This window comes from Sphingobium sp. SA916, assembly GCF_002894065.1.
GTDB lineage: Bacteria > Pseudomonadota > Alphaproteobacteria > Sphingomonadales > Sphingomonadaceae > Sphingobium > Sphingobium fuliginis.
On sequence record NZ_LXYF01000056.1, the window covers coordinates 29,369 to 42,314 of the forward strand.

12 protein-coding genes are annotated in these 12,946 nt (G+C 66.3%); 3 read left to right on the top strand and 9 right to left on the bottom strand.

The genetic code is table 11. The features are described from left to right. Positions 1-39 precede the first annotated feature (39 nt). Positions 40-1,812, bottom strand: coding sequence for a DNA helicase RecQ (recQ, locus tag A8G00_RS17565; RefSeq protein WP_025551867.1), 1,773 nt, complete (start codon positions 1,810-1,812; stop codon positions 40-42). Between the two features lie 84 nt (positions 1,813-1,896). Beyond that, positions 1,897-2,211, bottom strand: a complete 315-nt coding sequence (locus A8G00_RS17570; RefSeq protein WP_048577894.1) for a hypothetical protein — start codon at positions 2,209-2,211, stop codon at positions 1,897-1,899. A gap of 38 nt (positions 2,212-2,249) precedes the next feature. Here A8G00_RS17570 and A8G00_RS17575 point away from each other — a divergent pair, with 38 nt between their 5' ends. After that, complete coding sequence (locus A8G00_RS17575; RefSeq protein ID WP_048577893.1) at positions 2,250-3,371, top strand: serine hydrolase; 1,122 nt, start codon at positions 2,250-2,252, stop codon at positions 3,369-3,371. A gap of 75 nt (positions 3,372-3,446) precedes the next feature. Here the strand turns inward: A8G00_RS17575 and A8G00_RS17580 are convergent, their stop codons facing one another. The 6 genes from A8G00_RS17580 to A8G00_RS17605 form a co-directional block, all read right to left on the bottom strand. Further along, positions 3,447-4,235 (bottom strand): PhzF family phenazine biosynthesis protein, encoded by a 789-nt coding sequence (locus tag A8G00_RS17580; RefSeq protein WP_048577892.1) that lies wholly within the window; start codon positions 4,233-4,235, stop codon positions 3,447-3,449. A gap of 111 nt (positions 4,236-4,346) precedes the next feature. Then, positions 4,347-6,125, bottom strand: a complete 1,779-nt coding sequence (locus A8G00_RS17585) for an SLC13 family permease (RefSeq protein ID WP_103001284.1) — start codon at positions 6,123-6,125, stop codon at positions 4,347-4,349. 327 nt (positions 6,126-6,452) lie between these two features. Beyond that, a complete protein-coding gene (aroC, locus tag A8G00_RS17590; RefSeq protein WP_103001285.1) occupies positions 6,453-7,541 on the bottom strand; it encodes a chorismate synthase in 1,089 nt (362 codons plus the stop codon). Positions 7,542-7,630: 89 nt separating this feature from the next. Further along, complete coding sequence (gene fabI, locus A8G00_RS17595) at positions 7,631-8,437, bottom strand: enoyl-ACP reductase FabI (protein WP_025552145.1); 807 nt, start codon at positions 8,435-8,437, stop codon at positions 7,631-7,633. Next, entirely contained in the window at positions 8,434-9,405 is a 972-nt protein-coding gene (locus tag A8G00_RS17600) for a YihY/virulence factor BrkB family protein (RefSeq protein ID WP_103001286.1), read from the bottom strand. The genes fabI and A8G00_RS17600 overlap by 4 nt, the downstream gene beginning before the upstream one ends. Before the next feature lie 14 nt (positions 9,406-9,419). Then, positions 9,420-10,358 (bottom strand): DnaJ C-terminal domain-containing protein, encoded by a 939-nt coding sequence (locus A8G00_RS17605; protein ID WP_103001287.1) that lies wholly within the window; start codon positions 10,356-10,358, stop codon positions 9,420-9,422. A 123-nt stretch (positions 10,359-10,481) separates the two neighbouring features. Between A8G00_RS17605 and pdxH the strand changes: the two genes are divergently transcribed. Together pdxH and A8G00_RS17615 are read left to right on the top strand one after the other, a co-directional pair. Further along, on the top strand, positions 10,482-11,057 hold the full coding sequence (pdxH, locus tag A8G00_RS17610; protein ID WP_103001288.1) for a pyridoxamine 5'-phosphate oxidase: 576 nt from the start codon (positions 10,482-10,484) through the stop codon (positions 11,055-11,057). A 174-nt stretch (positions 11,058-11,231) separates the two neighbouring features. Continuing rightward, entirely contained in the window at positions 11,232-12,563 is a 1,332-nt protein-coding gene (locus tag A8G00_RS17615; protein WP_025552151.1) for a dicarboxylate/amino acid:cation symporter, read from the top strand. 88 nt (positions 12,564-12,651) lie between these two features. Here A8G00_RS17615 and A8G00_RS17620 read toward each other — a convergent pair whose 3' ends face one another. Next, positions 12,652-12,834, bottom strand: a complete 183-nt coding sequence (locus A8G00_RS17620; protein ID WP_007685461.1) for a hypothetical protein — start codon at positions 12,832-12,834, stop codon at positions 12,652-12,654. Positions 12,835-12,946: the final 112 nt, after the last annotated feature.

Genomic DNA, 12,946 nt, shown 5'->3' on the forward strand with positions numbered 1-12,946 from the left:
CAACATGCTCCTTCGCAGGAGCAGGTCAATTCCTCCGTTCTAAAGATAAGGGCGGATCGCCGCGAGGAAGGCGTCGCCATAGGCGTCGAGCTTGCGCTGTCCCACGCCGCTGATGTGGCCGAGTTCCGTGAGGCTCGTCGGACGCTGCTCCGCCATTTCACGCAGGGTCGAATCGTGGAAGATCACATAGGGCGGCACGCCCGCCTCCTGCGCCAGTGCGCGGCGGCAGGCGCGCAGGGCGTCGAACAGCGGATCGCCCACCGGATTTTCCGCGCTGCCGTTGCGGGCGCTCTTGCGGCGGCGTTCCTTGCGGGGCGGGAGGACCAGGCTGACCTCCTCCTCCCCGCGCAGGATCGGGCGGGCATTGGGGCCGAATTCCAGCCCGCCATGCTCGTTGGTCTGGAGCGCGTCGCGCACCAGCAGGGCGCGGGAGACGGGGCGCAGCAGTGCCGTCTCCTCTCCGTCGACGATGCCGTAGACCGAAATCCTGTCATGGCCGCGCTCGCGAATCTTGTCGGTGACGGCGCCGGTCAGCACCTGCTCGATATGGCCGACGCCGAAGCTCTGGCCGGTGCGGTAGACGGCGGACAGGAATTTGCGCGCGGTCTGGGTCGCGTCTATGCTGGGCGGCGGATTGAGGCAATTGTCGCAATTGCCGCAGCCCGGCGGGGGATTTTCCCCGAAATGGCGGAGCAATATGGCGCGGCGGCAGGTGCCGGTTTCGACCAGCCCGCCCAGCGCCGTGATGCGGGCGCGCTCGCCCTGCTGGCGCAGGGGATCGAGCTCGCCGATGCGCTGCCGGGCGCGGGCGAAATCGTCGGCGCCCCAGAAAAGATGCGCTTCGGCGGGTTCTCCGTCGCGGCCTGCGCGGCCCGATTCCTGATAATAGCCCTCGATCGACTTGGGCAGCGCCGCATGGGCGACGAAGCGGACGTCGGGCTTGTCGATGCCCATGCCGAAGGCGATGGTCGCGACCATCACCATGTCCTCGCTGGCGATGAAGGCGGCCTGGTTGGCGGCGCGGACCTGCGGGTCGAGCCCGGCGTGATAGGCGCGGGTCGGGCGGCCGGTCTTGCTGAGGGTTTCGGCCAGCTTCTCGGTCGCGGCGCGGGTGGGGGCGTAGACGATGCCGGGGCCGGTCTGGCCGGCGATCAGGTCGGAAAGCTGGCGGGGCAGGCCATCGCGGGGATGGACGGCGTAGCGGATGTTCGGACGGTCGAAGCCCGCGATGATCAGGCCTTCGCGGGGAATGCCAAGCTGGACGAGGATGTCGTCGCGGGTGTGGTGGTCGGCGGTCGCGGTCAGCGCGAGACGGGGAACGTCCGGAAATTCATCGAGCAGCGGGCGCAGCAGGCGATAGTCCGGGCGGAAATCATGGCCCCATTCGGAGACGCAATGGGCTTCGTCTATCGCGAAGAGGGCGATCTTCGCGGCGCGCAGGAGGTTGCGGAACCCCTCCCCGCTGGCGCGTTCGGGCGCGACATAGAGCAGGTCGAGATCGCCATTGCGCAGCCGGTCCTGCGTCTCGCGCCAGTCGGCATCGACGCTGGTGAGGCTGGCGGCGCGGATGCCGACCGCCTGCGCGGCGCGAAGCTGGTCGTGCATCAATGCGATCAGCGGCGATATGACGACGCAGCAGCCTTCGAGCGCGACGGCGGGAAGCTGGTAGCAGAGCGACTTGCCCGCGCCGGTCGGCATGATCGCCAGCGTCGCCTGCCCCGCCATGATGCGGCTGACCACCTGTTCCTGCACGCCCCTGAAGCCGGGAAAGCCGAAAACATCGTGGAGGAGGGTCGGGATGTCGGGACGCATGCGAAGGGGCTGTAGCGCTTTGAGGGGATTGGGGCCAGCTTCCCACATGGTCATCCCAGCGAAAGCCGGGATGACCATGGAAGCTCAAGGCTCCAGCAGACAGCCCCAGCCCTTGCGATAGCGCGCCGTGCGCGAAGCAAGCAGCGGAACCGCCGCGTTGACCGATTGCGATTCGGGCATGTCCTTCAGCGACACGGCCCACATGCCGGGTTCCTTGTCGCCCTGACAGCTTTCCATCGACCGGCCTTCCACATAGCGGCAGGAGCAGGTGACGCGCGCGCCGAAGCCCGCGCCGACCTGGGCATGGGCGCGAAGGGCGCTCCAGTTCCACGCCAGCAGTGCCAGCGGCAGCAGGGCCACCGCCAAAACCCCATAAATCCATTTCCGGCGACCGGACATGCTCCCCTTTCCCGCGCTCCATGCTAAGGCCGCGGCTTATGAGGCTTGAGCGGAACAGCGTAAAGCGCCTTGGCATGCCGGGCGGGATTTTGGCGATTCTGGCCGTGGCCGGGTTGTGGACGGTGCGCGCCGCCGGGCCGGAGCCGGTCTACCATGTCGCAGGCGATTCGGACGCGGACGCCGCCGCCCTGCGCGCGGCCATCGATCCTTTGTTCGAGGATGCGGTGGGCGAGACCCGGGCGCTGGTCGTCATGCACGATGGCGAGATCGTGGCGGAACGCTATGCGCCGGGCTATGGGCCGCGGACGAAGCTGCCGTCCTGGTCCACGGCCAAGAGCGTGACGGCGGTGCTGATCGGGCTGATGGTGTCGGACGGGCGGCTGGCGCTCGATTCGCCGGTGCCGGTCGCGGCCTGGGGGCAGCCGGGCGATCCGCGAGGGCGCATCACCCTGCGGCAGTTGCTGGCCATGACGTCGGGCCTCGATCATGTCGAAGACAGGGAACCGCTGGCGGAGGCCGACACGATAAGGATGCTGTTCACCGACGGAGCGCAGGACATGGGCGCCTTTGCGGAGGCCAAGCCGCTTGCCCATGCGCCTGGGACCGCCTTTTCCTATTCGACCGGCAACAGCGTCATCCTGGCCGACCTGATGGCGCGGATGCTGACCAACAGCACCGATCCCGACGTGCGGCGGCGGGCGATGCAGATGTTCATCGACGGGCGGCTGAAGATTCCGGCGCGCCTCGACAGCCTGGCGGTGGAATATGATGCGGCCGGGACGATGATCGGCGGCAGCTTCATGCATATGACGGCGCGGGATTATGCCCGCTTCGGGGAATTGCTGCGCAATCACGGGCGCGGCGTGGCGGGGCATCAGATCGTGCCGGAAAAGTGGATCGACTATATGCGCGCGCCCTCGCCCCGCAATGCCGCCTATGGTGCGCATCTGTGGCTGAACCGGGACAGCGAGGACAGCGCGCTGATGCCGGGGCGGGCGCCGCGCAGCCTGTTCGGCTGCGTCGGGCATGGCGGGCAATATATACTGGTCTCGCCGTCGCAGCGCCTGACGGTCGTGCGGCTGGGCATGTCGCCCACGAAGGCGGAGCGCGATGCGCTGAAGACGGGGCTGGCGAAGCTCGTCGGGCTTTATTCGCGGTGAACTGACCTCTATTTTCTTTGCGCAGGGTCGCCGGTTGGCTGGAATTGGCCGGACGGCCTCAGCCATCGCCACCTCTCAAAGCAGGAAATTGCCTTCGATCACCGTGCGGCAGGCGCCCGTCAGGATCACCCGGTCGCCTGAAAGCCGGCACGTTAAGCGCCCGCCGCGCTGCGATGCCTGAAATGCCGTCAGCCTGATCTTGTCGAGCCGCTTCGCCCAATAGGGCGTGAGCAGGCAATGGGCGGAGCCGGTCACCGGGTCTTCGTCTATGCCCGCGCCGGGAACGAAGACGCGGCTCACCATGTCGCTGTCCTCGCCGGGTGCGGTGGCGATGAGCAGCAGCGGCCCCGCCTTCTTCAGCGTCGCGAAGTTCGGTTCCAGCGCATGGATCGCGGCGGCATCGCGATAGACGAAGATCGCGAAGCCGCCCTCGCGCCACTGGGTTTCGAGGACGTCCCCGCCCATCGCCGCCGCCAGCTCCGGCAGCGGGCTGGGCGCGGTCGGCCAGGCCGGGAGCGAGAGGCCATAGCCGTCGCGGTCCCGCGATACGGTCAGGATGCCCGCTTCCCGCGTGCGGAAGCGGACGGCGGTACGCCCGCCCATCAGCACATGGCCGCTCGCCAGCGTGGCGTGGCCGCAGAGCTTGACCTCCACGGCGGGGGTGAACCAGCGCAGCGCATAGTCCGCCTCCGGATCGTCGGGGGTGGGCACGGTGAAGGCGGTTTCGGACAGATTATTTTCCGCCGCTATCGCCTGAAGCGTCGCATCGTCCAGCCATCGGCCAAGCGGCATGACCGCAGCCGGATTGCCGGTGAAGGGAGCGTCGGCGAAGGCGTCGACCTGAATGATGGGCAGGCTGGTCACGGGCAATCCTTTGGTTTTCGGGCCATCATGACGATGCGTTCGATGCGGGGACAGGGCCGGTCCGCCGAAAATGGCTTGGCATCGCCCGGCTCCTCAGGCCAGGCCCGCTCCTCAAGCCAGGAGGGTGAGCGTGGTGCAGACCGCCAGCCAGACGATCAGGTTGAGCGGAATCCCGATACGCACGAAATCGGAAAAGCGATAGTCGCCCGCCGCATGGACAAGGGCGTTGGTCTGATAACCGATCGGCGTGGCGAAGCAGGCCGACGCGCCGATCATCAGCGCGATCACCAGCGGACGCGGATCGGCGCCGAGTTGATGGGCGAGCGCGATGGTGAGCGGCGTGAGCAGCGCCGCAACCGCATTGTTGCTGAGCAGTTCGGACAGCAGAAGCGCGAAGAAATAGATGAGGAACACCAGCGTCCATGCCGGAGCGGCGGCGAGCAGCGGCTCGATCCAGCCGACCATCAGCGCGACGCTGCCCGCCTGTTCAAGCGCCAGCCCGACCGCGAGCATGGCGAAGATCAGGATCAGCACGTCGCCGTCGATGGCGGCCCAGGCTTCCTCCGGGTCGATGCAGCGGGTGACGAGGATCACGCCCACGGCGATGAAGGCGGCAAGGCCGATGCCGATGAGATCGACGGCCGAGAGCAGCACCACCGCCGTCAGGGCAAGAATGGCGATCCATGCCTTTCGCGGGCGGAAGGCGCGGGTGCGGCTGATGTCGACGCCGATCAGATGGGCATTGTCCTTGAGCGAACGGATGCTGTCGTCGCTGCCCGCGATCAGCAGGCGGTCGGCGCCGCGCACGCGGGTTTCGCTGAGGTCCGGCCCCGGCAGGTGACGCGCCCGGTGGATGCCGATGATCCGGACCCGCAGCGCGTGCAGGAAGGGAATGTCGATCAACCGTTCCCCGATGGACGGATGGCTGGGCGCGATCATCGCTTCGATGACGGTGCCGCCGCCGGGAGTTTCCGAGGCCGCGGCCAGGCCGATTTCGAAGTCGCCGGATTCCCGCAGGGTCATGATCGTCGCGCCGTCGGCATGGACCAGCAGGCGGTCGCCGGCGTGCAGTTCCTCTTCCTCTATCCCCCGGCGCCGTATCTCCCCCGCCCGCTTGAGGCCGAGCAGGCTGGCGGAGCGGCCGAAGATCGACAGGGAGCCGACGGTGCGGCCGATCAGGTCGCTGTCCCGCGACAGGATGAGTTCGGTCAGATAATCCTGCACATTGCCGCCATCCTCCCCCGCGATGGAGGGCGGATCGCCGGGAAGCAGGAAGGACAGGCCGGCCAGCGCGGCGATGCCGGCCGCGACCCCGGCCAACCCATAGGGCGTGATGTCGAATATGCCGAAGGGCGCCATGCCCTGGTCGGCGGCAATGCCCGCGACGATCAGGTTGGTCGATGTGCCGATCAGCGTCACGCAACCGCCCATCACCGCGACGGCGTTCATCGGGATCAGCAGTTTCTTCACCGGATAGCCGGTCGCCTGCGCCAGCTTGAACATGATCGGGATCAGCAGGATCACGACCGGCGTGTTGTTGAGGAAGGCCGAAAGGACGACCGTGCCGAGCGTGACTTCGGCCAGCGCCAGGCGGGGGTGTCGCTGGGCGCGGGCCATGACCAGGTCGGCGACGCGGTTGATCGTCCCCGTGCGGATCAGCGCGCCGGAAAGCACGAACATCGCGCCCACCGTCAGCGGCGCACTGTTGGAGAAGACGGAAAACAGGCCCTTTTCATCGAGCAGGCCCAGCACCGCGAAGGCGCACGCCCCGACCACGGAGACGACCGTGGGCGAATAGCGTTCGCGCACGAAGGCGACGAACATCAGGGCGAGGATGAGAAGTCCGATTTCCGCGCGATAGATGCCGATCAGCGCGGTGATGAAATGCATGCGTCTTGTGCCCCGGATCGCTTTTTCGCGTCCTGCCTGAACGAAATGGGCCAGCCATGGTTGCATGGCTGGCCCGTGTTCGCGGCTGAAGGGGACGTTTTGACCGTCAATCCATGGAAACCATGGTGACGCTCCCCAGGCTTACGCACTGCCGCTCGCCCTCCCGCGGGCGATCTGTGACGATGATGTTACCGCAGATTGGCTGAGTCGTCTCGCGCAAATCCTGCCTTTATCGAAAGAATGGCTCGATTCGGCGCGTTATATTGCGGCGGTGAACGCGGTTCTCCTGCGGGCTCCTGCCCTTGCAGGAGCATGGCGATACCTGACTCAGCCTTCACCGCATTGCGCGCGGTGGAGCAGCTTCTGGTCCGCCAGCACCAGCGCCATCATCGCTTCCACCACCGGCACGCCGCGAATGCCGACGCAGGGGTCGTGGCGGCCCTTGGTGATGATCTCCGACGCCTCGCCTTCGCGGGTGACGGTTTCGACCGGGATCAGGATCGAGCTGGTCGGCTTGAAGGCGATGCGGACCTTGACCGGCTGCCCGGTGGAGATGCCGCCCGCAATGCCGCCCGCATGGTTGGCGAGGAAGACGGGGTTGCCGTCATTGCCCCCGTCCATATTGGGCCGCATCGGATCGGCATTCTGCTCGCCGCGCAGGCGGGCGGCGGCAAAGCCGTCACCGATCTCCACGCCCTTGACCGCATTGATGCTCATCATCGCGGCGGCCAGTTCGCTGTCCAGCTTGGCATAGAGCGGCGCGCCCCAGCCCGCCGGAACCCCGCTGGCGACGCATTCGACCACCGCGCCGAGCGACGAGCCGTCCTTGCGGGCGTCATCGACCAGTTTCTCCCAACGCTTCGCCGCTTCCGGGTCGGGGCAGAAAAAGGGGTTGCTGTCGATCTCGCTCGCGTCGAAGCGGCCATAGTCGATGGCGTCGCCGCCAATCTCGCTGACATAGGCGAAGATGTCGACATCGGGGATGACGAGCCGCGCCACCGCACCCGCCGCCACGCGGCTGGCGGTTTCCCGCGCTGAGGACCGCCCGCCGCCGCGATAGTCGCGGAAGCCATATTTGGCGTCATAGGCATAGTCGGCATGGCCGGGGCGATAGGCCTTGGCGACCTCGCCATAATCCTTGGAACGCTGGTCGGTATTCTCGATCATCAGGCTGATCGGGGTGCCGGTGGTCCGCCCTTCGAACACGCCGGAGAGGATGCGCACCTCATCCGGCTCGCGGCGCTGGGTGGTGAATTTGGAGGTGCCGGGCCTGCGCTTGTCGAGGAAGGGCTGGATGTCGGCTTCGCTGAGCGGCAGGCCCGGAGGGCAGCCGTCGACCATCGCGCCGATGGCGGGACCATGGGACTCGCCCCAGGTCGAGAAGCGGAAGACGCGGCCGAATGTGTTGAAGCTCATGATCCCTGCCCTTTGGGTGAGGTGGTTCGCCCTCACCCTCCCAGCGCTTCGCGCCGGGCCCCTCCCTCTCCCGGCGGGAGAGGGTTTTGTTACTTGTCCAGCGCGATGTCGGGGGCGTCCTCGGCCTTCATGCCGATGACATTGTAGCCCGCGTCGACATGATGGACTTCGCCGGTCACGCCCGCCGCCAGGTCGGAGAGGAGATAGAGGCCGGCGCCGCCCACATCCTCTATCGTCACATTGCGGCGGAGCGGGCTGTTCAGCTCGTTCCACTTCATGATGTAGCGGAAATCGCCGATGCCGCTCGCCGCCAGCGTCTTGATCGGTCCGGCGGAGATGGCATTGACCCGGATATTTTCCGGCCCCAGGTCCATCGCCAGATATTTGACGCTGGTTTCCAGTGCCGCCTTGGCCACGCCCATGACGTTGTAATGCGGGATGACCTTTTCCGCGCCATAATAGCTGAGCGTCAGCAGGCTGCCGCCCTCCGCCATCAGCGCCCGCGCGCGCTTGGCGACGGCGACGAAGCTGTAGGCGGAAATGTTCATCGTCAGCAGGAAATTCTCCAGGCTGGTGTCGACATATTTGCCGCGCAGCTCGTTCTTGTCGGAAAAGCCGATGGCATGGACCACGAAATCCAGCTTGCCCCACTTCGCCCTGACCTCTTCAAAGGCGGCGTCGAGCTTTTCCATGTCCGACACGTCGCAGTCGATCAGGAAGTCGGACCCCAGTTCCTCCGCCAGCGGCCTGACCCGCTTGGCCAGCGCGTCGCCCTGATAGGAGAAGGCCAGTTCCGCTCCCTGGGCGTGCAGCGCCTTCGATATGCCCCAGGCCAGCGACTTGTCGTTCGCCAGCCCCATGATCAGACCGCGTTTTCCCGCCATCAAGCCTGTCATTTCGTCGTCCCATTCCCTTTGTCGGCCTGCGCGGCGGCCGCGGCTTCCTCTTCCGGGAACTCCGCCAGCGCCGCATTCAATTCCGCGCCAATTACCACGCCAAGCCCGACAAGGAAGAAGAAAATGAGGGTGATCATCACGCCGGCCAGGCTGCCATAGGTCATGTCATAGCCGCCGAGCATGGAAAGCGTGACCGGCAGCAGCAGGGTGACGCCGTACCACCAGAGCGCCGTGGCGATGGCGCCGGGCCATTTCGGGAAGCGCGGATCCTTGTACAGGCTGGGGGTCAGGGAAACGTAGAGATAATAGAGCGCGACGCACAGGATCGCCATGGGCGCAAGCTTGGTCAGGCCGACGATCTGTATCGCCTGGTCAGCAAAGGGCAGGATCTGGTGCAGGAACTGGTCGATGCCGGTGATGATCACCTGCATGGAGAAGGCGAACATCACCGCGAACACGCTGACCAGGGTGATGCCGATGGCGGTCAGGCGATAATGCCAGAAGGGGCGCGTGCTCCTGGTGCCATAGGCGCGGCGCAATATGTCGCGGATCGTCTCTATGAGGCTGCCGACGGTCCACAGCCCGACCAGCCCGCCCAGCCAGAGCAGCGGCCCCGTGCGGGCGTTGAGCACATCGACGATCGGCTGGCGCACCACCTCCGCGACGCCGGGCGGCACCGTTTCCAGAAAGGCGCCGACCGCCGCCAGCCCGTCCTGCGACCGGCCGAAGATGCTCGCCACCGCCGCCGCCACGATGAAGAAAGGGAACAAAGTCATCAGCGAAAGATAGGCAAGGTTCCCCGCATGGATGAAACCGTCGCTATAGGTGCCGACCGCCACCCGCTTCGCGATTTCGAAGGCATGGCTGCCGGGGCGCACCCGGGCGATCTGGCGGTGGAACTTGGTGCGGGCTTCTTCGGCGAGCCGCTGGCGACGGGACTCCGGTGAATAGGGGGACGGCTGCGGCATTCCCCCCTAACCCCTCAAACGCCCAGATGGGTCCGCACGGCGCGGCTGTCCCGCCAGCCTTCCACCAGCGCCTTGATCGCCGGATCGTCGGCGGGCACGTCGATCAGCAGGGTGACGAGCTGGTCGCCGCGCTGGCCGGTCTTGCCGGTGAAGCCCCTGCCGCGCAGCCGCAGCGTCTTGCCGGAGGAGGCGCCCGCCGGCACGCCCAGCATCACCGGGCCGTCGACCGTCGGCACCTTGACTTTCGCGCCCTGCACCGCCTCGTCCAGGGTGATGGGCAGGTCGAGCAGCACATTGTCGCCGTCGCGATTGAAGAAGGGGTGGGGCTTCACCTCTATGGTGACGATCGCGTCGCCCGCGCCGCCGGGACCCTGCTGCCCCTTGCCGGAAAGCCGCATCTGCGTGCCCGTCTCGACCCCCGCGGGGAGCTTGAGGTCGATGGTCTTGCCGTCCTGAAGCGTGATCCGCTGGGGCGCGAGCGTCGCGGCGTCGACGAACGGGACGGCGAGGCGATAGGTGACGTTCGCCCCCTTCTGCGGCGGCGCGCCACGGCCGAAACCGCCAAAGCCCCCGCCCGCCGCGCCACGGCGGCCTGCGCCGCCGCCGAACAGGCCTTCGAATATATCCCCGAAATCGGCGCCGCCTTCCTGGAACTCGAACCCGCCGCCCTGACCCGGCCGGCCCCGAAAGCCGCTCGCCCCGGCGCCGCCGAAGCCGAAGGGCGCGGTCGGATTGCCCTCGCCGTCGATCTCGCCCCGATCGAAGCGCGCGCGCTTGTCCTTGTCCGACAGCAGGTCGTAGGCGCTGGTGACGGCGGAGAATTTCTCCGCCGCCTTCGGATTGTCCTTGTTCCTGTCGGGATGCAGTTCCTTGGCGAGCTTCCGATAGGCCGATTTGATCTCTGCCTCGCTCGCGCTGCGCGCAACGCCCAGGGTGGAGTAGGGATCAGCCATTGCCGCCAACATATCCTTTTGCATGAAAAACCGTTTGCGCCTTATGTGGCGAAAGGCGCGGGATCGTTCAAGCGTGGGAAAGCCTTATCGACATGGCTTTATGAGGGGCGTACATCACCGCGCATGACCGATCCCTTCGTCCTGTTCGATGCCTGGTATGTCGAGGCGCGCGAAACCGAGATCAACGACAGCAACGCCATGGCGCTGGCCACCGCCGATGCGCGCGGGCGGCCTTCGGTGCGGATGGTGCTGCTGAAGGGGCATGGGCCGGACGGCTTCGTCTTCTACACCAATTTCGAGGGGCGCAAGGCGGAGGAGCTGCACGCCAATCCCCATGCGGCGCTGCTGTTCCACTGGAAGTCGCTGCGGCGGCAGGTCCGGATCGAGGGGGCGGTGGGCCCGGTGGAGGAAGCCGCGGCCGACGCCTATTTCGCGACGCGCAGCCGTGACAGCCAGTTGGGCGCCTGGGCATCCGACCAGTCGCGCCCGCTGGAATCGCGCGACGTGTTCATGGCGCGATATGAGGAAGTCAGCCTGCGCTTCGAGGGCGGGCCGGTGCCGCGCCCGCCGCATTGGTCGGGCTTCCGCCTCATCCCCGAACGAATCGAATTCTGGCAGGATCGCGAACATCGCCTGCATGAGCGCCGCCTCTTCGAACGGACCGGCGACGGCTGGCGCGAGGGGCTGCTCTACCCCTGAGGCCGTGCTTTTCCGGCGCCGGACGGGGCGCGGAATATGATTCCTCATTCGTCTAACCCGATGACGGCAGGCGCGCGCCTTCGATTGCGGGCGCTGCGGGTGGCTGTTAGGTGTAGCCACCATTTGGGACAGACCATGAATGCGGTGCGCCCACGCGCCGGTTAAAGGAACGAGATGCGAAATCGACTGACGGCGTTCATCCTGACGGGCATGGTTCTGGGGGTGATCGTGGGCTTTGCCACCAATATCTGGGTGGGTGGCGACAAGGCGCTGGCGAAGGATGTGGCGGGCTATTACCACCTGCTGGCGGACATCTTCCTGCATCTGATCAAGATGATCATCGCGCCCCTGGTCTTCTCCACGCTGGTGGCGGGCATCGCGCATATGGGCGACAGCGCCGCGCTGGGACGGATCGGCGGGCGCGCGCTCGCCTGGTTCATCATCGCCAGCCTGATCTCGCTGACGCTGGGCCTCATCTTCGTCAATTTCTTCGCGCCGGGCGAGGGATTGAACCTCGTCCGGTCGGGCGCGGATTCGGGCGTGAATACGGAGGCGCTCAACTTCCGCGACTTCATCCTGCATGTCTTTCCGACCTCCATGGTCGGGGCGATGGCGGAAAATTCGATCCTGCAGATCGTCGTCTTCTCCCTGTTCGTGGGCATCGCGCTGACCGCCATCGGTGAGAAGGGCAAGCCGGTCGTCACCGTGATCGAGGCGATGGTGGAACTGATGCTGCAGGTGACCGGCTATGTCATGCGCGTCGCCCCCTTCGCCGTGTTCGGCGCGCTGGCGTCGGTGGTGACGACCGAGGGGCTGGGCGTGCTCAAGACCTTCGGCGAACTGGTGGGCGAATTCTACCTGTCGCTGATCGCGCTCTGGCTGCTGCTGTTCGCGGCGGGATCGATCTTCCTGGGGAAGCGGATGGTGAAGCTGATCCGCTATGTGCGCGAGCCGATATTGATCGCCTTCTCCACCGCCTCGTCGGAGGCCGCCTATCCCAAGATGCTGGAGCAGCTCGACCGCTTCGGCGTGCCGCGCCGCATCTACAGCTTCGTGCTGCCGCTGGGCTACAGCTTCAATCTGGACGGGTCGATGATGTATTCGACCTTCGCGACGATATTCATCGCCCAGGCCTATGGCATCGACCTGCCGATCGCCACGCAGATCACCATATTGCTGGTGCTGATGGTGACCAGCAAGGGCATCGCCGCCGTGCCCCGCGCGTCGCTGGTGGTGGTCGCGGCGACGCTGGGGCAGTTCGACCTGCCGGTGGAGGGCGTGGCCTTCATCCTGGCCGTCGACCATTTCATGGACATGGGCCGCACCGCGACCAACGTGCTGGGCAATGCCATCGCCACATCCGTCATCACCAAATGGGAAGGCATGCTGGAGGTCGAGGAACCCGAATATGTGCCCCACCCCAAGGCGCCGGCGCATACCGCCGCGCACGGCCGAGCCGGGCTGGAACTGGCGCCCGACATGGTGGAGGAAGAGGAAAAGGGCTAGGGCGCGCTGCGTTGAATCGGGCCCGTTGCCGCCATAAGGCGTGCCGTGCCCCCGCGCTTGCGGGAACACGGCATGGTCCTTGGCTGAATTAACGCAACTTCGCGATGTTCAGCCCATCCTGCTTGGCGCGGGCCTTCACGGATTCCTCGCTGCGGGTCAGGGCCTTGGCGATGGCTTTCAGCGCCATGCCCTTCTTCGCCAGCGTGTGGAGCTTTTGCAGCTCGTCCGCCGTCCAGGGTTGCTTGTGACGCTCGAAGCGGTCGCCGGCCATCGGATTTCCTTCTAGAGCAGATTCCGATCCGATTGCATCGGCTCGACTGCTCTAAGTTTTTGTTTTGTCGCGTTTTCCGAGTCAGCAGATGATTCCATCTGCTTGGAAAACG